12 protein-coding genes are annotated in these 22,090 nt (G+C 66.3%); 1 reads left to right on the top strand and 11 read right to left on the bottom strand.

Features of this window, described 5'->3' with window-relative positions; translation table 11 throughout:
- Positions 1–42: 42 nt before the first annotated feature.
- The 9 genes from C8J47_RS05430 to tssK all read right to left on the bottom strand — a co-directional run bounded on the left by C8J47_RS05430 (position 43) and on the right by tssK (position 16,487).
- Complete coding sequence (locus C8J47_RS05430; protein WP_183129029.1) at positions 43–3,105, bottom strand: TonB-dependent receptor; 3,063 nt, start codon at positions 3,103–3,105, stop codon at positions 43–45.
- A 1,054-nt stretch (positions 3,106–4,159) separates the two neighbouring features.
- Complete coding sequence (locus C8J47_RS05425; protein WP_259467372.1) at positions 4,160–5,476, bottom strand: S41 family peptidase; 1,317 nt, start codon at positions 5,474–5,476, stop codon at positions 4,160–4,162.
- Between the two features lie 27 nt (positions 5,477–5,503).
- The gene (locus tag C8J47_RS05420; RefSeq protein WP_121884796.1) at positions 5,504–5,992 is read right to left on the bottom strand and encodes a MarR family winged helix-turn-helix transcriptional regulator; all 489 of its coding nucleotides are present in this window, start codon (positions 5,990–5,992) and stop codon (positions 5,504–5,506) included.
- A 1,002-nt stretch (positions 5,993–6,994) separates the two neighbouring features.
- Positions 6,995–8,902, bottom strand: a complete 1,908-nt coding sequence (locus tag C8J47_RS05415; protein ID WP_121884795.1) for a serine/threonine-protein kinase — start codon at positions 8,900–8,902, stop codon at positions 6,995–6,997.
- Positions 8,899–9,669: a PP2C family serine/threonine-protein phosphatase gene (locus C8J47_RS05410; RefSeq protein ID WP_259467371.1), complete on the bottom strand. Its 771-nt coding sequence runs from the start codon at positions 9,667–9,669 to the stop codon at positions 8,899–8,901. Before C8J47_RS05410 ends, C8J47_RS05415 begins: the two co-directional genes overlap by 4 nt.
- Positions 9,666–10,175 carry a type VI secretion system-associated protein TagF gene (tagF, locus tag C8J47_RS05405; RefSeq protein WP_183129027.1) on the bottom strand — a complete coding sequence of 170 codons (510 nt, stop codon included), beginning with the start codon at positions 10,173–10,175 and terminating at the stop codon, positions 9,666–9,668. The genes C8J47_RS05410 and tagF overlap by 4 nt, the downstream gene beginning before the upstream one ends.
- Before the next feature lie 14 nt (positions 10,176–10,189).
- A complete protein-coding gene (tssM, locus tag C8J47_RS05400; RefSeq protein ID WP_121884793.1) occupies positions 10,190–13,687 on the bottom strand; it encodes a type VI secretion system membrane subunit TssM in 3,498 nt (1,165 codons plus the stop codon).
- Positions 13,688–13,701: 14 nt separating this feature from the next.
- Positions 13,702–15,171 carry a type IVB secretion system protein IcmH/DotU gene (gene icmH, locus C8J47_RS05395; protein WP_259467370.1) on the bottom strand — a complete coding sequence of 490 codons (1,470 nt, stop codon included), beginning with the start codon at positions 15,169–15,171 and terminating at the stop codon, positions 13,702–13,704.
- Positions 15,147–16,487, bottom strand: coding sequence for a type VI secretion system baseplate subunit TssK (tssK, locus tag C8J47_RS05390; protein ID WP_121884791.1), 1,341 nt, complete (start codon positions 16,485–16,487; stop codon positions 15,147–15,149). Before tssK ends, icmH begins: the two co-directional genes overlap by 25 nt.
- Before the next feature lie 127 nt (positions 16,488–16,614).
- Here tssK and C8J47_RS05385 point away from each other — a divergent pair, with 127 nt between their 5' ends.
- A complete protein-coding gene (locus tag C8J47_RS05385) occupies positions 16,615–18,072 on the top strand; it encodes a M23 family metallopeptidase (RefSeq protein WP_121884790.1) in 1,458 nt (485 codons plus the stop codon).
- A 20-nt stretch (positions 18,073–18,092) separates the two neighbouring features.
- Here C8J47_RS05385 and C8J47_RS05380 read toward each other — a convergent pair whose 3' ends face one another.
- Together C8J47_RS05380 and C8J47_RS05375 are read right to left on the bottom strand one after the other, a co-directional pair.
- A complete protein-coding gene (locus tag C8J47_RS05380; RefSeq protein ID WP_147454284.1) occupies positions 18,093–18,902 on the bottom strand; it encodes a CPBP family intramembrane glutamic endopeptidase in 810 nt (269 codons plus the stop codon).
- Positions 18,903–18,931: 29 nt separating this feature from the next.
- The gene (locus C8J47_RS05375) at positions 18,932–22,063 is read right to left on the bottom strand and encodes a CHAT domain-containing protein (protein ID WP_147454283.1); all 3,132 of its coding nucleotides are present in this window, start codon (positions 22,061–22,063) and stop codon (positions 18,932–18,934) included.
- Positions 22,064–22,090 lie beyond the last annotated feature (27 nt).

The raw sequence follows: 22,090 nt of genomic DNA, 5'->3' as shown, positions 1-22,090 counted from the left end.
CGATCGCCGGCCGACCGCGGGTCGACCGGCGATGCATCATCGTCAGAAGGCGAGGTTGATACCAGTGCTGATCCGGCGATCGGCCTGGAACCAGCTCCGGCCAACCAGTTCGCCACCGGGATAGCCGCCCATCAGCGTACGCTGGGTGGACGCAGTCAGGTTGGTGCCCTGCACGCCGAACGAGAACTGGTCGTTCACCTTGAACCGAATACCGGCATCGATCGACCCGTAGTTGCCGCCATAGATCGGCAGCGCGATCTGGGTCGAGGCATCGGCGCCGCCATCCTGGTTGCTGACGACACCCGGCGCACTGTAATAGGTGTACGTGCCGTTCGTGCCGTTGCTGTTCGTCGACAGCAGGTACCGCGAGCGCCACGAATAGGCGATGCGCAGCGAGATCGGGTTGCGCTCGTAGAGCAACGTCGCGTTCAGATTGTGCTTCGACAGCCCGACCAGCGGCGCATCGTTCCTGACGGTACCGGTGATATCGCGATAGGCGTCGCCCGGATTGCTGCTCTTGATGAACGTGTAGTTGCCCTCGAAGCCGATCCCGGCAAGCGCACCCGGCAGCATGTCGAAGAAGAACCGACCGCCGACCTCGACGCCTTTGACCGTCGCCGCCTTGGTCGAGTTGCTGTAGTCGGTCGCCGACGCCGAGACGTTTTCCGTCGTGCCGTCGGTGAACTGGACCGTCACCTGCCGGGTGGTCAGCGCGTAGATCGGCAGGTTGGTCAGCCGCTTGTAGAACGGTGCGACGTGGAACGACGTCCCCGCACGACCGTAATACTCGAGCGAAACGTCGAAATTGTTCGACAGCGTCGGCTTGAGCAACGGATTGCCGGTGTCCGCGGTGAAGTTGTTGAACGTCCCGAACCCGCCCGGAGTCTGGCTGGCGGTCGTTGCTACGCCGACCGAACCGGAGGCCCGCAACGCGTTGAAGGTCGGCAGATCCATCGTGATGTTGTACCCGCCGCGGAGCTTGATCTTGTCCGTCGGCGAAAATTCGAGATTGATCGACGGCAGGACGCGCGTGAAATCGGCCTTGCCGCCGCGCGCGAGGAAGGTGTTCGCCAGCGTCTGCTGGACGCCGTTGCGGATGAAGACGGTTCCGCCGTTCTGCTGGATGAAACCGCTGCCTTCGTTCTCGATGTGAACGACCCGTACGCCGACGTTGCCCGAGATGCCGCGCGCGTCCCCCTCGGGGCCGAAGCGCACCAGTGCGTAGCCCGCGGTATTCTTGGTGCGGTTCTCGACCTGATCGCCCGGCAGGACGAAGCCGACCGGCCGGATCGCCAAGGTGCCATCAGGATTGAACTGGCCACCATAGCCGGTGACCGGCAGAGGCCCCGAGGCCGAACAGTCGAACTCCCGGCCGGTGCAGAAGCCAGCGGGGGGCGCCGTCACCAGTCCGGTGCGGTTGACGTTGAACCGCGACGCCAAATCCTCCGACGCAAACATCAAATTGCCCGGCAGCGTCGTTTCGCCGCGGAAGAAGTCCTTGAACGCGTGGCTGGCAACGTCGCCCGGTGCCGCATTGGCGTACGTCAGCTGCGGATCGCCATTCCAGCCACGGCCGAGCGCGGTCCAGTTATAGCCGTTCGCCAGATCGCGCTCGGTGCGCTTGGCGTAGCGGCCCCCGACCTTGATCGACCGGAAGAAGCTGTTGTCGAACGTGTATTCGGCATCGAGCTGCCCCGCGTCGAGACGCCCCTTGTTCCGCTCGTTGTGCGGCATCGACGCCGTCCAGAGATAGTTCGCCGGATCGGCGAACGATGCCTGCGTCGCCGGATTGACGCTGACCTGGGGCAGATCGCCCGTCAGGTCCATGCCGAAGCTCTGGCCGAAACCGATGTCCCGGAAGATGTCGATGCGATCATAGATCTGGCGTGAATCGACGCGCTGCAGCGAGCCCTTCAGCGACAAATGGCTGTCGACCGGCGCCCAGGCGAACGACAGCGAGTAATCGCGCGTCCGCGTGTTGCTCTGGACGAAGCCCTTGTTGCCGCTGCTATTGACCGCACCGCCGGTCGGCGCGAACGTGCCCGTGTCGCGGTTGAACAGCGCGTTCGTCTTCGTCAGCAGGCCGTTGCTGTCGAAACTGCTGCTCGACGGATCGACGGCCAGTGTCTGCGAATCGAGCTGCGTGCCGTAGTCGCTCGACTGGCTCTTGTAGCGCGACTGGAAGAAGCTGCCGGTGAAGGTCAGCGACTCCGCCGGCTGCCACTGCGCCGCGCCGTAGATGCCGTAGCGCTTGTACTGGAACGCCTCGTCGCCATACGCGAAGCCGCTCGGGACATATTTGCTGCTGCCGTCGCTCAGCGTCGTCTTGAAATAAGGGCTGACGCGGAGGAACTGCGAGAGCGAACTGAACTGGCTGAACGCGACGTCGCCGAGCAGGCCGATCCGGCCGATCGGCGTCTCGAACGAATCGGTGACCAGCACCGAGCCCGACGGATCGGCCTTGTTCGCCATGTCGCCCAGCGCGAGCTCGCCGGTTCCCGAGACGTGGAACTTGCCGTTGAAGTCGAACGGGAGCTTGGTGCGCAGATCGATCTGGCCGCCGGTGCCGCCTTCGATCAGATCCGCCGTCGATGCCTTGTAGACATCGACTGCGGACATGAGCTCGGGGGTGACGTCGCTCCACAGGATCGCCCGGCCGTTGTTCGCGCTGAAGATCTCGCGGCCGTTCAGGCGCGATGCGACGCCGGTCAGTCCGCGCACCTGCACGCCGGAACCCTGAACCGAATAGTGATCGGGATCGCCGAGCGCGGCGAAACGCACGATCGACACGCCCGAAACGCGCTGCAGGACTTCCGTAATCGAATTGTCAGGCAACTTGCCCGCATCGTCGGCGACAACCGAATCGACGATCGTCTCGCTCCGACGTTTCCGTTCGTCGGCAGCTTCGAGCGCGGCGCGGCGACCAGTAACGACAATATCGCCGCCCGTTTGATCAGCCGCCGGATCGCCAGGGGCGTGTTCCGGTGCCGCCGCTTGGGTTGTGTCAGGCGATATGGCCTGCGTTTCAGCCTGGGCCCAGGCATTTCCGCTGAAGCCGGCAGCGATCAGTGCCGCTGCGGATACGCCAGCGCGCATCGCAACCATGGCATTCCCGCGGCGATGAGAACCGATAACAAACATGTTCATAGAACCCTCCCCTATGCACGACGCGTTTTTACGCACCGCCCCCAGTTAAGCCGCACCTTATTATGGTACTGCCTCGCCGGCGTGGTAGCCTTACCATGATTGTACGACAATTGAAAAATTCGTTATTTTTTTGAGGGTTGCCTTATGGCGAGACGGAATAACCAGACGGGCCTCTCCTGCGCCGGGAGACTGGGAAGATTGGGCGCAAAAGCGCTACCAGTGCGGGGCGCCTCTGACCGGTATGAAGGTGCGGGGACTGCTCCAGTATGATGGCGACCGTCCAAGTACCGGCATACCGACGGTCGGGTCTACTGCCCGCCGTTGCGTCACGGGCTTGCCGGCGCCAGGCTGCGCAAGTCCAATACGCCTTCAGACGGATTTAGAGTCGATGGTTCACCAGATCGATTCTCGATTAAGGACTATCACAAACCAACGATTGCCGTTTCGACAAGCGGAGAGCCGATTAGGTGGAAGCTCTGGGACAGTCAGGTTTTTAGGTATCGGCAAAAGTGAACGGTAAAACGGTTCGCTAACGTTCCGTGCGGCCGAGAGCGAGCCGACGACAGTGTGAGCCGACAGCGAACGGACCACGGTGTACCATAGTCTTGGACGAGATTTGATCGCGGAGATTACCATCACTAGTCAACAGCCATATAAATCAGTTATCTATATGACAGAACATTTTCCATCTAGAAAAAGTAATTTCAATAGATTGCCCATTGATTACATTTAGCTTTGTCGATGAACTATTAATTCAGAAACTACACCTAAGTCGAACAATGACATTGGACGTTGCGATCATAGGCTATTGAATTGGGACGATATCTAGTTTTGTTTCTGATTTGAGCTGACCGGTGAAATCTTCGCAAATATGATTAGGTGCAGATCTTGTATTGCATTATTTGGGGCAACAACATGGATGGCGAGAGAAAAGCAGTACTCCATATCGCTCGCAATCAACACCCCATTTCAGCCATCGGTCCAGCTTCGGAGAAAAGGCATAGCGTGAGATTTACTTGCCAGATTCAGGCCCGATGAGGTCAATAAACTTGCCATCTGAGTCGAGCATGATCCCGACGAGAAGTGTGCGATCGGGATAGACGAGCGTAAACTCGTCGAAGCCGAACCCATTGGGCCGTCGAAAGCGGATGGCCTGCGGAATGCTGAGCGGTTGCAGCCGGCGGTGCGTGGCCGTCAGCGCCGCGCGGCCTGCCTCCGAGGCGTCCGGTTTCATCAACGTGTAATCAGCCTCAGACGCGGTACGGCCGGCAAAGAGGCGGCGCAGCATCGCCTCCCCGCCCTTGAGCGCCACGGTTCGCGGCGCGAAGGCTGAGACGGGGGATGCCGCTTCGATCGTAGCGGCAGCGGGCACTTGACCGAGGCGGCGCAGTGCCGTGGCAAGCGCATCCGGGGCGGGGACCTTGAGATCGGGCTGTACGCCACGTCCTTCCCAGTTCGATCCGGTAACGGGGCTCTCCGCGCGACCGGTCGGGATAAACGCCATGACACCGTGTCCAATGGAAACACGCTCCCCGGGGTTCGCGCCGCCCCCGGTCACCTCGCCGACAACGGTGCCGAGCTTCAGCGTCTGCATGTCGTAGGCGAGCTCCTCGCCACCCGAAAAGGTATTGCTGCTCGTAAGGACATAGGCAGGCACACCGGCGAAACTGACCGGGGTCGGCTCGCTGAAGAAGTAATCGCGCTTAAGCTCGGTGGTCCCTGCCTTGCGCTCAACGATGCTGTTGATCTTGGTCCGCTTGCCCGCAGGAATAAGATAGCTGACCAGGTAGCTTACCGATGCCGGATCTCCGCCACCGTTGCCGCGCATGTCTAGAATCAAGGCGCGACTGCCCTTCAACCCCGCCATCGCGCGTTCGAGCGCTGGTTTGAACGCCCAGGGGTTGGCGAACCCGTCGATTTGGAGATAGTCGATCCCACCTGGCAGTCGATCAGCGCGGACGATCCCGGCCTCGCCGGCTGGCATCGACGCAACGCTAGACGCTGGCCGGTTCGTTGTGTCGAACACCATCAGGTGTTTGTCGGTCATGACACTGCGGAGGTCCTTGGTCAGGCGCGTGGCGAACGCGGGCAGATCCACAATCCGATCGTAGGCGCCCGAGGCTGCGGCGGCGGTGATCGCGGCGGCCCCCTTCTCGCCGACCACCGGATATATGTATCTGCTGCGCAACTCGGTCGACAAGCGCGCCACGATCGCTGTGCGAGCGGCCGTGTCGAGATTCGAAGTCCGTGCAGGCGTGGCCGAAGCCGTGGCGGTTTGAGCGCCGGCAGACGGTGGCTTGGATAACGCTAAAAAAGGGAGGAGCAGCATGAGGGCATGGCGACGACAGGGCATCGATTACTCCTTGGTCGATTTGAGAGCGGCGAGGCGCATTGAGATCGATGACGCATCAAGCTGGGCGTCAAAGCGATCGAGGACTGAGATCAGAGAAGCGTCGATGTCCGCAAACAGGCCCTCAAACAAGGCGTTGAGGTCCGCGTTGAAAGCCTTGAGCGCGGCAGCCTCGTGACGCGCCTTGTCCGTCGGGCTTAAGACGCGTCGCCGGCCATCGGACGGATCAGCGTTGACCTCGACCAAGCCACGCTCTTGAAATTCCCTTGCCATGCGGACGATGAGCGGGTGCGACAATCGCAGGCGTCGCGCGATTTCTACCACCCCGATCTGTTGGTGCTCAACGATCAGTAACAGCATCGAAGCGCCACGCGGTGGAACGTCGAGGCCTAGCTGGAGAAGAACGCCGCTTATCTGGTTGACGATACGGTCCGACGAGCGGCGCAGTCGATGCGCTAGGAATGCGCTCCCATGTGACTCGATGAAGTCGGCCATAACGGAAAAGTGTTCAGTAACAGGTTACGTGTCAAGTTACGTATGTGGCATCGTGAAGGCCATCCGCCACTACCCGCTTTCGTGATCAAATTCCAATATCGAACGGTACTTCACGTGCCGGAGCTTTTTGAACAGAAACCTGTTGCGGAACAGTTGCTTGGGCGAGCGTGCGGAATGCCGGTCAGGGCACCTGCTTTCCCAAATCCGTTCCCAACTGCTCTTTCCCGAAATGGCCTGTCCGTTCCGGAGAAACGACAAAGATCGCGCTTAACGAATTGCCGTTATTTAGGAATTCGGATGGTCAGCTTGGACGTCCACGTGTGGACAGCGTCCCTGCCCTACGACTTCTGACCCGTCGAACGACAGCCGAGCGTTCAAGGGCCATGCCGCCTCTCCAACACCTGTTAATGTGAAGTCAATACGTTGCGTCGAGCGTTCAGTACTATCACAGAGTCAATTCGAATGAGACTCAGGTAACCGTTGCCGATCAATTTAGCCGGTTGCTGGCAGCACCCCCGATTTCGTGGACACTGAATGACGTACAGCTTGTTCTACGATTTTCGTCGTAACCTGCAGGGATACGATCGCGGCGGGTAGCCTGCATCAAACGGTTGAGACTGCCGAAAGACGGCCGGTGCAGACGGTACGCAGATATAAGATCAGGTCGAGCGCGAAGATATACCGACCTCCGGGCCACCGCCATAAAGTTCTTTTTTATCCGCTATTTTCCGAAGTTGGCGATTTCTTGCGCTCTGGTCAGCAGCATTGCTGGAATGATATAATTTCACGGTCTTGTGGATTCCAAGGCCGCGCTCGGGCGTTTGCTTGACGCTTCCGTTATGACCGGGCGCCCTCGCATTCTGACGCTAGTCACATGGCCTCGGCAAAGATAGTCCCACAATCCGCTTCAAAGATCTCGGATCAATCCGGACATCTGGATGTCAGGATTGATCCGGTTCATCTGGTATAGATTTTAAACGGCATCGAAGAATCGTTCCGTCGTCAGTCGTTCTGCTCATCGATCGATTTGAACCAGACCATGTCGGCCTGCCAGCCGCGTTCGGCGGCGAGCGAGACGAGGCGGTCGCGCCAGTCTGCGCCCCGCGCGCCGAGCGGCGGCGCAACGACCGCCGGGTCGAGCGGCGCGCGGCCGGTGATCAGCAGCAAGCCCGACCAGCCCTGGTGGTCGAGATCGATCTGGAGCCGATACGTGTCACCGCCGAGATCCGTAATCGGCACGCCGTTGCGCGAACTCGCGAGTTGCGCGCGGAACGCGGCGCGATCGGGGATCAGCATGTCGATCTTGCCCGAGGGTTCGAGCCCGACGAGCGTGAAATCGGTTTTGGGATCGCGCACCGCGATCTTGACGATCGCACTGGCGGCACTCGTCCCGGCATAGGCGGAGTCGCCCGTCTGGCGGCGCATCTCGAACTTGCGTTGCGCGACCGACAGGCGGGTGTCGTCGGGGGCACCGATCTGGCGATAGGCGTCGAGCGCGGCGCACCCCGCTGGCGTGATCGGCGCGACCTCCGAGAAATCCAGCACGGCCCCCTTGCCGCCCTGCGACGCCAGCGCGTGGCTGATCTCGGCCTGCGCGGCGGACGGGTTGCCGGCGACCCCGGTGAGCGCGATCTGCGGCTGGTCGCGACCCTGCGTTACGCTGACGATCCGCAGCCACGTACAGCTGACCGACGGCAGCGCCGAGGCGACGGCGCTGCGGACGTCGTCGATGCCGTCCATCGCGGGCCTGGCGGTTGCCACGGACGCGGTCGCTGGAGCCGAGCGATGGCGGGTGGCATAGACGACCAGCGACGCCAGCAGGATGACGGCGACGATCCCCAGCGCGATCCAGCGCACCGGGAAGGTCGCCGGCTTTTCGACCGGTACCGGCACTGCCTCGATCTTCGCGATCTCCGCCAGCACCTCGACCATCGAGCCGATACGTGCGGTCGGATCGGCCTTCGTCATGCGCGCGAGCAGCGGCCGCAGAACCTCCGGCGCAGGCGACAGGTCCGGTCCCGCCCGCCGCTTGTCGACCGCATCGACCAGCGACCCGCCGAGCCCGACGTCGCGCCCCGCCGCGACCGCCAGGATCACCAGCGCCAGGCTGTAGACATCGGTCCACGGCCCCAGCCGGCGATCGAAGTCGCCAAGCTGTTCGGGCGCGACATAGCCGAGCTTGCCCGCGAACCCGTCGCCGACGATCGTCGCGGTGCCGGGGTCGAGATCCTTGGCGATCCCGAAATCGATGATCTTCGCGCGCGCAAGATCGCCGCCGCCGAGCAGGATGTTGTCGGGCGAGATATCCCGGTGGATCGCGCCGAGCGCATGCGCCGCCTGCAAGCCCGATGCGAGCCGCCGCAGCAGCGCCACCAGCGCTTCGGGCGAGGCCTCCACGGTCTTCAGCACATCTGACAGGTTGGTGCCGTCGATATATTCGGTGACGATGTAGAGCACGCCGAGCTGCGGCTCCTGCGCCAGCACGCGGTACTGCACTACCGCCTCGTGATGAAGATGAGTCAGCGTCCGCGCCTCGCGACGGAACAGCGTGATGACGTTCTCGTCGGCGGCGAGCGCGGGCAGCATCACCTTGATCGCGACGCGTTCGTCGGTGATGATGTTGGCGCCCTCGAACACTTCGCCCATGCCGCCGCGCGCGATGAAGCGCTTCACCTCGAAGATGTGGTTGAGGACATCGCCGACCTTGATGCCCCGTGCCGCCACGCGCGGTGCGATCGGGGGGAGCGGCGGTGTCGCCGATCCGGCTTCGAAGACGGTGGCCTGGTCGGGCTGCTGCGGCACGAAGACGGTGCGGCCATCATCGACAGGACTGCTATCGATCGGGCCATCATCGATAGGGCCATGATCGATAGGGCGGCCATTGATCGGCGGGTCGCTCTCGTCGGTCACGCGAAGCCCCCCGGCATCGGCGACAGCGACAACAAGGTCGGCTCGCCCGTGGTCACGACGATCACCGTGACGTTGTCGGGGGCACCGCGCTCCAGCGTCAGCGCGATCAACCGGTCGCGAATCGCCGCCTTGCCATCGGCCGCGGCGAGCATCGCGGTCAGCTCGGGATCGCCCACCTGCCCGGTCAGCCCGTCGCTGCACAGCAGGAAGACGTCGCCCGCCTCCGCCGCGTCAACCACGACATCGACCTCGAGCGTCGCGGTGACGCCGACCGCACGCGCCAGCACGTGCGACCGCGGATGCGCGGCGGCCTCATGCGGTTCGAGCAGGCCACGGTCGACCATCTCCTGCACCTGCGTGTGATCACGCGTGAGTTGATAGAGGACGCCGTCACGCAACAGATAGGCACGGCTGTCGCCGACCCAGACCACGCCGAACCGACCGTCGCGCACCAGCAAGGCGGCGACCGTGGTGCCCATCTGCTGCCCGCGCGCCTGCGCTTCCGCCCAGATCCGCGCATTGCCCGCATGGATCGCCGCCGCAATCTCCCGACAGGCCTCGTCGAAATCGTCGGGTAGCGCAGCGTCCGCCAGCGCCGTGGTCAGGACCTGCGACGCCCAGTCGCCGTGCGCATGTCCCCCCATCCCGTCTGCGACCGCCCACACGCCGTCCGCGCCGCGATCGCAAAAGCTGTCTTCGTTGGCGCGGCGGACCATGCCGACGTGCGACGCGGCGACGCCTTCGGTGCGCAACGTGCGGCCGTTCACGACGCAACCGTCGATATGGCGGGGGTCAGCATCGCGGGAATCAGGTCGGCCGGATACGCAGCGGACCGCTCACCGGGCGCGAACGCCTCGCCGCCCAACGTCCACCACCGGCAGGATCGTTCCGCCGGCTCTCGAGCGACCATGAGCATGTCTGCCTGCTCGACCAGCGCATCGGCGGTCCAGCCCCCGGCGATCGCGTCGTACAGCAAGCCCTCGCACGCCTCCGCTATCGCAGCGTCCGCTGCTCCCGTCACCCCGACGAAGACCGGAAAGCGTCGCCCGACCGCATCCTGCGAGGCCGCGAGCGCACCCGACAGGCCACCTTCGACGACGTCGAGGACGCAGCGCCACGGCGGCGCGCTGTCGAACCGCTCTTCGAACGCCGCACCGTGCAGCGTCCGCGCGTCGGCCAGCGACGTCGACAGCCAGGCATCGAGCGCCTCCCGCTCATCCGCACGCCAGCCGCGCGACACGAAGTCGCCATGCGCGGGCAGTTTGCCAAACAATCGCGCGGTTCCCGTCACAGCGCACCGGGGCAGCGGAACGACCACAGGCCACCGCGGCTGAACGGGTTGCGGTCGCTCGGCAGCCCGACCAGCAACGTCGCCGCACCGCCGCCGTCGCCGAACCGCGCCTTGATCGCCCGCTGCCCGGCATTCTGCTTGTCGGCCTTGTCCATCACCCGGAACAGCGCCCAGGGGCCCTCGGCGTTCCAATGCGCGATCTCGGCGCCGGGCTTGGGCTCGCTGGTCGGATCGGCCTGCGCCGGGCCGGGGCGATAGAGGACAACCGACGCTTCGGGCAGGCCACCGCTCGCCGACCACAGCAACGGCTTGGCACCGTTGATCGACGGCGTGAAGCGATAGCGCGTGCCGCCGCTCGCCACTTCGACCATGCCGACGTCGCTGCCGAAGCTCGCGACGGAAATCTTGATCGGCAAGCCGCCGACGAGCAGGTCGCGCAGCTGCCCCGCCTTGGCGAACGCCTCCGGGCTCGACGGGTTGAGCGACGCGGTGATCGGGTCCTCGCTGCGCCAGCGCCAGACGGGGCCATCGGTCTGCATCAGCGCCTTCAGCCGCGTCTGGACGAAGCCGTCGATGACGCCGCCCATCCCGAACACGCGCAGCGCATCAACCATCGACGCATCCTGCGCCGACGCCGCGAAGAAAGGGTAGTGCTCCTGGGCAACCTCCTTGCAGGCCGGCAGGACGGTCTGCGCATAGGCATCCGCGATCGCGCCCTTCGCCGCGCCGATCTGCGCCGACGCGCCGCCACCGGTCGCGCTCGAGACGAACCCCTGCAACTGCGGTGGCGCGCCGGCTGCGGCGGCCTTCACCGACGCCATCGCCGTCGCCATGCCCGCCTGCGTGGCATCCGCACCGCCGCCGCCGCCGACAGACTGCGCGGCCATCACCGCCTGCCCCGCCTCTTTCAGCGCGGCGACGAACTCGTCGACCGGCGCCGATCCGCGTCCGTCCCCGGCATAATCCTGGAGCGGCTGGAAATACGCGGCGATCTCCTCGCCCGCATCGATCCCGGAGGCCCGGTCGCGGTTCGCTTCCTGCGCAAAGCGCCCTAAGCGCGATCGATTCAGGCCATAGCGGGTCGCCCGCGCCAGCCCCGCTTTCGCACCGCCCTCGAAGATGGTGTTCTTGCGCAGTTCGAGCAGCACGCGCTTCAGCGGCGACGGGCTCTTGGTGAACGCCCCGAACGCGACCGGATCGCGGAAATACGGGCCGGGCTGCAACGTCTTCAGCACGCCTTCCCACGCGGCGATATAGTCCTTGGCATAGAGACCGGCGACCCCCGGCCGGACGTTGCTCATCTCGTCGCGAACGCCGCCGTTGCCGGCATCGCCGCCCAGCACCCACAGGTCGCGCTTCAGGTCCTGCTGTACCGTGGCCAGCCCGACCATGTACGCGCGCTCGTAGCCGGCGCGCGTGAAGAAATACGGGATGCGCGCGGTCAGCACCTGCTTGGGATTGGCGAAGGCGAGCGCGTCGCCCTGCGACAGGATGTTCGCCATCTCCCACGGCGCGCCGGCGCTCGCCGCCTTCTGCCGCAGCACCGCATAAGCGCGATCGGCGAGCGACAGCGTCTGCACCGCCGCACGTGCCTGCGCGACGAGCGCTCCGTCGAGCGGCGGCTTCCGGTTCGGCCAGACGCTCGCCATGTCGGTATCGCCCAGCAGCGCATCGAGATGCTGCGCCAACTGGTCGCGCTCGCCCTGGCTGTCCGCCCCCGGATAGACCTGAGTCGCCCAGTCGTTCGTCACCCAGGCCCGCACCGTCTTGGCATCCATCGGGCCCTGCTGGCCGAGCATCAGATACACTTTGAGCGGTTCGTACAGCCGCATCGGATCCGCGCCGTCGGTGCGCATCGCCGTCTCCAGCCGCAGCAGCAGGCGCGGCAGCATCACGCGGCGAAGAGCCTCGCGGTACGTCTCCTCCGCCTCGCGGCTGAGGCTCGACTGATACAGGCCGAAGGTCATCGCGAGCGGTGGCCCGCCGGCGACGCGCGCAGCGTATCCGCGGGGCAGCGCGCGCAACGCATTCAGCCCCGGCAGCGCCGCGCGCAGGTCGGCATCGCCGTCGCGGACCTGGCGCAGATCGACGCCGGCGTCGCGGAGTTGGGCCTCGGCTGCTCCCGCCTTGGTCGCGAGATCGGCCTGGAAACTGCGGTTGCGCGCATAGCTCACGCCCCATGCGACAAGCACTAGCGCGACGGCGATCCCCAGCCCGGCGATCGTCCCGATCAGGCGGCTGCGCATCCGCGCCTTTGCCCGCGGGTCGGTGCTGACCAGCCCCGCCTCGGGGAACATCAGCTCGCCGAGCAACCGGTTGAGAAAATACGCGCGCCCGCTGGACCCCGATGCGGCGGCGGGCTGGTCGTAGACCTCGGCCATGCTCGCCATGATCCGGTCGAGCGGCGCGCCCTCCTGCAATCCGCTCGTCAGATAGAAGCCGCGCAGGACGCCGCCGGGCTCGTCGCCCGACACGAACGCTCCGTCGAGGAACCGCATCAGTCGTGCCCGCAGCGAGCGCATCTGCGCGGGCAGCCCGAGCATCAGCGCACGGCGGCGCGGGTCGCTCTCGTCGAACAGCCGCTTGGCCTGACGGTCGGCGATCGCCTGCGCGATCTCGTCGAACGCCTTCGCCAGCGTCTCGGCATTCGCGCGGCCGTCGCCGAAGGTGAGCGTGCTGCCGAGCACGGCCCGCCTACCCTCGACATCGAGGTCGTCGAAGAATTCGGTGAAGCCTGCCAGCAGATCGGCCTTGGTCAGCACCACATAGACCGGCGCCGCGACCTCCAGCGTCCGTCGCAGCTCGACCAGCCGACGACGGACCGCGCGCGCGTGCGCATCGATCTTCGCGCAATCGCTGCGGACCAGTTCGTCGATGCCGATCGCGACCATGACGCCGTTGATCGGCTGGAGCGGGCGATGTTTCCGCAACAGCGACAGGAACGCGTTCCACCCGGCGGAGTCGACCGCATGGTCCGAGTCCTGCGTCGTGTAGCGCCCCGCGGTGTCGACCAGCACGGCCTCGTCGGCGAACCAGAAATCGAGATTGCGCGTCCCGCCGACGCCGCGCACCGCCTGTTCGACGAACGGAAATCGCAAGCCCGAATTGAGCAACGCGGTGGTCTTGCCCGATCCCGGCGGGCCGATGATCACATACCAGGGCTGTTTATAGAGATAGTCGCGCCGCTTGCCGGCCGCGCCCTTCAGCCGTGACAGCGCCTCGGTCATCCGCTGGCCGAGCGCCTTGCCCTCCTCGTCGACCGCGTTGGGACCCGCGAGTTCCGCCGCGATCGCATCCGCCGCGCGCCGCGTTCGCCGCCGCCGCAGGAACGCCGCGAGGCCCCAGATCAGCGCGACCGCGACGACGCACGCTATGCGCACCCAAAGCGGCCGCATCGCGCTCACGAACAGCGGCAAGCCGAACGCGAGCAACGCCGCGAGCAGCACCGCGCAGGTGATCGTCACCGCCCACCAATTGCCAAAAAAGCGCCGCATCACTGGATATCCTGTCAGTAGCGCCGCGGCACGACGATCTCGACGCGCCGGTTCTGCGACTTGCCTGCCGCATCGTCGTTGCTCGCGATCGGCACGGTGTCGCCGAGCCCCTTGGTGGTGACGCGCCCGGTCTCGCTCAGTTCGGTGCGGACGATATCGCCGACCGTTTCCGCGCGCGCCTGCGACAACGCCATGTTGTCGGGGAAGGCGAGCGACGCGACCCGGTCGCTGTCGGCATGGCCTTCGACGAGGACATCGCCCTTCTCGTCCTCGATCGCGCGGCCGATGCGGTGGAACAGCGGCTCACGCCCCGGCTCCAGCACGTCGGAACCCGACCGGAACAACTGGCCCACCGTGGTGCGGACGCGCACCGTCTGCGCATCCTCCTCGACGACGACCAAGCCTTCGCGGATCTCGGGCTCCAGGAACCGCTTGAGCTTGCTCGCCTGCGCGCTGTCCGCGGTGGCGATCGCCCCACCCGGCCGCGACAGAGTCAGCCGCGCCTCGGGCCGGAGCGCACCGAGCCGCTGGCCGGGGGTGTCGCCGCTCGACATCAGCATGAGGCGCAGCACGATGAACACCAGCAGCAACAGCCCCGCCGCGATCGCCGACGCCAGCGCGATCAGGCTCCAGAAGCCGAGCTTGCCGACCGGCGCGGTCTCGCCCCGCCAGCGCGGCGACAGCTCGGTCGCGGACTGCGACCGGACATGTGGCAACGCGCCCTGAAGCCGCGCCATGATCTCGTGCAGCCGACGGCGGCCATCGGGCATGACCCGGAACCGGCCTTCGAACCCAGCGGCGAGGCAGGCATGGTACAGCTCGATCAGCGCGTAATTATCGTTCGGGACGCGCAGCATGTCGTCGACCAGCTGCCAGAACCGGTCGCCGCCGATATTCTCCTGGAAGAACTGCACGACCATCGAGCGGCGCGCCCATTCGGCGCCGTCGGTGCCGATCGCCGGCAGGTTCTGCGCGACGTCGTCGGTGGTGGCGCAGACCGCGTATTTGGCACGCTGGCGCATTTCCTCCGAATAATGCGGCGCGATCGCCTGGTCGAACCGCGCGATCGCCTGGCTCGCCTGCCGGTGGAACTCGGGCATCGCCAGCCGCACCCGCCCGCTGCGCACGCTCGCTACCAGCGCGAGCACTGGCTCGGCTTCCGCCAACATGATGTTGCGCACGACCCGCGGTGTCGCCGGCAGCGGCACATCGTCCTCGGCCAGCCGCGACGGGGCGAGGCCGCCTCCGGTCGACGGCATACCAGTCCGCGACAATGGCGGCGGCGTGCCATAGCCCGGATCGGCAGGCGGAAACCCCGCTGGCCCACCGCCCCCGGCTGGCGCGAATGGCGGCGGCGGGAATGACGGCGCCGGTGGCGGCGGCGGGGACGCGCCCTGCTTCAGACCCTGAAGCGGCGACGGGCGAAAGACGGTCTTGCCGCCATTTCCGTCCTCGACGCTCACCTTGCGGCTCGCTTCACACACCACAGCTCCATCCGGAGCTGCGGCCAATCACCCGCGACATGCAAACCGAGCGCGGGCGCGGTGGCGAAATCGCGCCAGTCGGGAACGCCGCGATCCAGCTCAAAATAGACATGCCCCGGCAGCACGCGGATCTGCGGCGGCGGCGTCGGGGTATGCCGCAACGGGACGCCCGGCAGCGCGGAGTCGACGATCTGCCGCATCTTCTGGACGGTGCCGATCTTGGCGATCGACGGGAAGATGCTGCGGATTTCCTCGACCGGCGACGCGGCCGACACCGCGAGATAGAAATAGCCAGTCTGAAACAGGTTATGGTCGGTGATCTTCGAGACGTACGCCCCCGGCCCCGCTTGCTCGAGCGGCAGCTGCACCGCGGACCGGTCGAACATCGCCGACAGCATCGACTGGAGCAGGTCGATCACCGGCTCGAAACAGGTCTGCGGATTCTCGTGATCGTACCGCGGCAGCGGCGGCGGCCGCCGCTCGGGCCGGATCAGCGTCGCGAGTTCACCCGCCATCGCGATGAAGGATTCATACAGTCGTTCGGGATGCACCGTCGGCAAATGCTGGAGATGCGCCAGCACCGGGATCCAGCGGTTCAGCGCCTGCAACAGCAGGAAGCTGACGAACGTGTCCGATCCGCCATCGGTCGCCTCGACCGCGCGCAATGCGAGTTCCTCGGCGCGCTGGTCGGCACGGCCACCGATATCCGCGAGCGCACCGCGCAACCGCAGCGAGGCGGCGATGTCGAGCGTCGGCGGAATGAAGCGGTCGTCGAACATCAACCGCCGGTTCTGCACCTCGCGAACGCGCGCGAGGCCAAGCGTGACCCGACCGTAGAGCTGGTCGCGGGTCACGCCGAAGCGGAGATTGGGGCTGCCGAACTCGATCGGCTCCGACGTGCGATCGTCCGAATAGGTATCGGACACCTCCGCCTCCGACACTAGGAAGCGCGCCTCGAGCGCACCGCCCTCGGCATCGCGGAACTGAACCGCGCCCGACTGCTGTGCTGGCAAGGTGAGTGCGATCATCGCGTCGCGCGCATCGGCGGGCACGTCGAGCGGCGGCGGCGGCGGCAGGTCGTCGGGGATCGAAAACGGCGTTCCGTCCGGCATCACGCCGGAGGCGCGGACGACTCCGAACTTGCCGAGCGTCGCCAGATCCTCATCGAGGACCAGTTCGGTGAGGCCCCATGGCCAAGGCCGAACCGAATCGACCCGTGCCCGAATCAAGCCATCGATGAACCGATCCTGCGCCTGAAAATGCTGCGGCCGCAGGAACATACCTTCGTGCCATGCGACACGGTTCTTGCCAGCCAATGATCCGCCCCCGTTTCGTTACGTCAGGGCACACGGTGCGCCACTAGGAAACACTTGCGGTTATTGCGCCCGCGAGGCTTTCAGACAATAACTTTCTTTGCACGCGCAGTTTTGAAGGCGATTTGGATTGAACGACAGCGACGATGACGACCTGTCGTTCGATCCCCGAAGCTGGGATATAGGCCGACCAACTGCGCCGCCCGTGCCGCCGCCCAGGTCGACGCCCCAGTCCCCCTCGTTCGATCCGCGAAGCTGGGGAAAAAGCGATCCTCGGCCCGCGCCGGAACAACAGCCGACGCCACTGTCGCCAGCGCCGGCGCACGCCTTCCCCAAGGCGGTAGCACAGTTCGCTCCGGCGATCCTGGCGGGTTTCGCCATCGCGTCGGGTGGCGCGGTCTGGGCGATGCTGGATCGCCAGCCCGCACCGGGACCGCAATCGGTCGCAGCAACCACGGCGCCCGCGAACCCCACCGCGGTTGCCGCCAGTCGTCGCATCCTGACCGTCGCCGGTGCCGACGCGATCGGCCCGAGCCTCGTCGCGGCAGGGGTCGACGCGACCGAAGCCAACGACGCCGCGACACGCGCGCGCGGTCCGCTGGGTGCGGGGAGCGACGACGTCCGCCTCGTGTTCGATATCGAGTCCGGCCATCTCATCCATCTCGACGCCACCCGCGAAGACGGCGCGGGAATCGCGTTGGCGCGCGGTGCCGGCGGCTTCACGCAGCAGATCCTGTCCGCGCATCTGGTGCAGCGGCTGACGATCGTCCGCGGCGAGCTCGATGCGCGCGATTTCTACAGCGCGGCAGTCGCGGCGGGGATCAACGACACGCTCGTCAGCGACTTCGCCAACGCCTTCGCGTTCGATTTCGATCTCCAGCGCGAAGTCGCGCCCGGCGACATCTTCGAGGCGGGGTTCGAGCAGCGCTACAATGCGGCGGGAAACCCGGTCGGCGTCCCGGTCCTCGTCTACGCCTCGCTCGAGACCGCCGCAAAATCGCGTGCGCTATATCGATTCGCGCCGCCGGGGCAGAAGGGTGCACCGGGGCAAAAGGATGCGACCGGGCCGAAATGGTACGACGCCAATGGTCGCAGTACGGTCCGCACGCTGATGCGGACGCCGATCGACGGCGCGCGGATATCGTCGCCGTTCGGTATGCGCGAACATCCCGTGCTCGGCTTCATGAAGCTGCACCGCGGTACCGATTTCGCCGCGCCCACCGGAACGCCGATCTTCGCCTCGGGCGATGCGGTGGTCGAGTTCGCCGGCTTGAAGGGGCCCAACGGTAATTTCGTGAAGCTGCGCCACGACAATGGCTGGGAGACGCTCTACCTCCACATGAACCGGATCCTGCCCGGCATCATCGCGGGCGCACGCGTCGTGCAAGGGCGGCAGATCGGCGAGGTCGGCACCACCGGCCGCTCGACCGGGCCGCATCTCCACTATGAGGTACATATCGACGGCCAGCCGACCGATCCGCTCGCACTCCAGATGGGCAAGAGCAGCGAGACCCTGACCGGTGCGGCGCTGAAGGCGTTCGACGCCCTGCGCGACCGCGTCGATGCCCGTCGAAGCGCCGCCAACTGACGCTCAGGTCCAACTGAGGTTCAGGATTGTGTGGGACGACGGCGAGACAGTAGGACCAGCGGCACCAACAGCGAAAGGAGGCCGATCGTCATGGCGACGCTCGCGTTCAGCCCGGCGTCCGATCCCCCCCACAATGCCTTGCCGACCAGATCGTAATCGACCAGCGCGCCATAGCCACCGATACCCGGATTGGGATCGAGCCCGAACCCGAGCTGCTCCGCACCATTCCACGCCAGATGCGCGCCGATCGCACCGGCCAGCCCGGCACCGCGCGCTGCCAGGATGCCGAACACCAGCCCGCCAACAAACAGGTTGAGCAGTTCGATCGGTCCGCGCAGGCCGCCCGCCACGTGGAGAAGGGCAAAGCCGATCGCGACCACCGGCACTGCGATCCGCATCCCCCAGGCGGTCGCGACCAGAGGCTGGAGCCAGCCGCGAAAATAGGCTTCCTCCGCACTGACCTGGACCAGGACGACGACCGCCCCGATCACCAGCGACGCGACCGACAGCGGCGCTCCCGCGCCCCGAACGAGCGTTCCTGCGATCGCCGCGTAGCCAACCGCGAGCAACAGGCCGCCGAGACCGATCGCTGCACCCTGCGCTAGCGTCACGCCCGGACGCTTGCCAAGGTTCAACGTCGCGATCCCCGTCAATCGACCGCCGACGATCGCCATCACGAGCAGCGGCACGAAGATCGCCAGCGTGAACACGGTCTCGCCGTAGACCCCGTCCGCCCCGATCAGTCCTGACGCGGCGATCAGCTGGGGCCCGAGACCGACGACCAGCGCGGCCATCGCCAAGCCGGCAGCCGCCGCCGTCGCCACTCTCACGGGCGAGCCTTTCGCTGCACCCGGAACGCTCATCGCTGGGCGGTGATGATCGGCGCGCGCACCGGTTGGCCAAGCGGCTGCCCAGCCGGCGGCGACAGCATCGTCTTGCTGCCGTCACCGACGAGGAAATACGGCGCCCAGTAGAAGGGGTGCGAATAGGTCGGCTGGCGGATCAGATCGCGCTGCGCGTCCTGGAGCGCGACCCCGATCGTCTTGGTCCGCGCGGCACCATAGAAGACCTTGATGAACTCCTCGCTCTCGCGCTCCGCCGACACCTGCCAATAGGTGGCGAGCACCGATCGCGCATTCGCGGTCAAAAACGCGCGGACCAATCCTTCGAGCGTCGAGCCAGACTCCTCCTGACCGGACCGGCGCGCGAGTTCCTGATCGCGGACGCCGCTCGCGGTATCGCAGGCCGACAGCACGACGAGATTGGCGTCGAGATGCAGCCCGGCGATCTCCGAGAAGCTCAGCAGGCCGTCCGACTCCGCATCGCCGAACGACGTGACCAGCGCCGGCGGCGACATCGCACAGCCCCATTGCCCTTCCTCGAGACCATGCGTCGCGAAGTGCAGCACCTCATACTGATCGAGATCGGCGCGTGCCTCGACGCCGGTATCGCTGAACGCCGCGCCAGTCATCTGCGGCGCGCCCGGCACGCCCAGCGCATCGGACGCGACCGTCAGTTCGTGATCGCTGATCGGCTTGATCGCCTGCGACAGCATGCCGAGCTGGCCGGCGCCGACCGTGCAGCCGAAGCCGACCTTGATCATCCGCCCCGCCTCGCCGAGCCCGAACGCGGTCGGGCGGTGCTGGCCGAACCCGAGAAACGGATTGTGCGCGCGCGACGGCGGCAACGCACGCGCCACCAGGAACGATCGCGGCGACAGCGCGGTCGAGATCGCCGTGTCCGCCGCCAGGAACGCGGTGCGCGAGAAATCGAACGGCGTCTCGCGCACCGCCGCCTTGTCGTAGCGCTTGACCAGCACACCCGCGGGCAGCCGCTCCAACGGCCCCGACGGATCGACGACGAGCGCCCGTGCAGACGCCAGGATCGGCTCGGCCGGTCCCGCGATCAGGCGGAACAGCGCATAGGCGGCCGCATCGTCGAACGGCACGAGCTTGCCCTGCGACAACGCCCCGTCGATCGATCCGCGAACCTGCGACGCCAGTGCGTCGACCGCCTGCTTCGACGCGGCGTCGGCTGCGACCGCGTAGATATAGGTCCGGTCCGCGCTCACGATCATGCCGTAGATCCGGCGATTGAGCGTCGTCAGCTTCAGGAACACCTCGCCGGGCTTCAAAGCCGCGCGCACCGCCTCGATCGTGACCGGCTGATCGTCGACCGTCCGATAGCGCGGATCGCTGGCGAGCTTCGCCTCGACGTCGAGCAGCCGTTGCTCGGCGGCGGCGCGCGCGGCGCCCAGATCACTCGACGGGGTTTTCACGCCGGCGTTGGCGCCGGGCACGGCCACATCACTCGATTTCGCCGAGATCGCATAGCGAAGCCGCGTGACCTCGCGCTCCAGCTCGCCGCGTTCGCGGACCAGCGCACCGGTGGCAGGATCGGCGGTCACCACCGTCTGCAGCTGGCTGACCTGTCGTGCGATCGCCGGCTCGCCGGTCGCCTGCACCGCACGGAAGAACCGGGCGAACGTATCCGCCTGCGGCGTGGTCGCGGCTTCCCGGACCAGCAGATCCAGATATTCCTCCATGCCGTTCGACGTCGCCAGCGTGTCGACATCGGCATCGATCATCGCGTCGATCGCGTGGGCATATTCGGTCCGCACTGCCGCCCGTGGCGCGCTGGTGCGCGCGAACAGGCTTGCACGTTCCAGTTCGGCCTGTGCGATCGCAGGCTCGGCACCGGTACCGCCGGTCGCCAGCGCGCCGCGCTTGAGGTTGACCAGCGCGGAATCGAACGCGTCGAGCGCCGCGCCCGACTTGCCTGCCCGCGCGAGCAGGCGCGCGCGTTGGCGCTCGATCCGCGCGCTCAGCCACAGGATCTGCGACGGATTGATCCGCTCGTTCTCGAGCGGGCGATAGGACCGCGCTGCCGCATCGATCGCGGCGAGCGCCCCCGCATCGTCGCCCAGCGCCAGCCGTGCGACGCTGAGCGCCCATTTCGCCTGGATATCGAGCACCAGCTGCGCCAGGTCGGCGGTATCGGGTACCGCGATCGCGCTGACCGCATCGGCAGCGTTCGAGCGCGGCTGGTTCAACTGGCGCAGAGTCGCCGGATCCAGCAGCGGATCCTTCGCGGCAACCGCTGCACCGGTCGACTGACTCAGCATGTCGGCGGCTTCGCGAAAAGCATGACGGTTAATCAGGTCGAGTGCGCGGTACGCATCGCGCTTGCGCATCAGGAACAGCGATCGGTTGGCCGGCGACGCCGCCATGACCGCATCGGCCTCGTCGAAATGCTCCTTGGCCGCGTCGTTGAAGCGGATGTTCGAATCCGCCAGCCCGGCCTCGAGCAACAGGTCGACCCGCATCGCCGGATCGGCGGTGGTCGATACGCGACTGAGCGCGTCGTTCAGCACGCGCGACGCTTCGACATGCAGACCACGGTGGTTGAAGCCGATACCCTCGCCGAGCGCGGTCGCGGGATCGAACACGCCCGCGGTGGTCGTGGTCGACGCCACCGACGATGTCGTGCGCCCCGGCGCAACCCCCGCGAGATCGATCGTCGGCGCGATCGGCCGCATCGCGTCCGCGCTCGGCCGCTTCGTGCCCGCCAGGATCGCAACCGCTTCCTCGAGCTGCCCGAGCAGCGACGGCGGCGCATCCGCGACCAGCATCGTCTCGCCCACCGGCATGTCGATCCGGACCGTCGCGGTCCCCAGCGCGCGGTCGTTGCAGCGCCTGACCTGCACCGCACCGGCCGCGATCGTCATCGGCGAGACCGGCCCGCAGTCGAGCACCGCATCGATAGGTTTCATCGCCGCCGCGGTTGCCGGGACGATGCGGATGCTGCCGACCGGACGACTGGCGGTGACTCCGCGACAGGTGATGGCATAGGCCCGCGCGAACGGATCGGGCACGGCAGGATCGGACCAGTTGCGCGATGCGACGCAAGGCTCGCCGCTCGGGTTGCGACCGAGGGTGACGACGTCCGGTCGGTCTGGCGCGCGCACCGTCGCGCACGATGCCAACAACATGGCAACGCTCGTCAAAGCGGCGCCCGC

The organism is Sphingomonas sp. PP-F2F-G114-C0414 (assembly GCF_003688595.1).
Classification (GTDB): Bacteria; Pseudomonadota; Alphaproteobacteria; order Sphingomonadales; family Sphingomonadaceae; genus Sphingomonas.
This window is presented reverse-complemented; position numbering and strand designations above follow the sequence as displayed.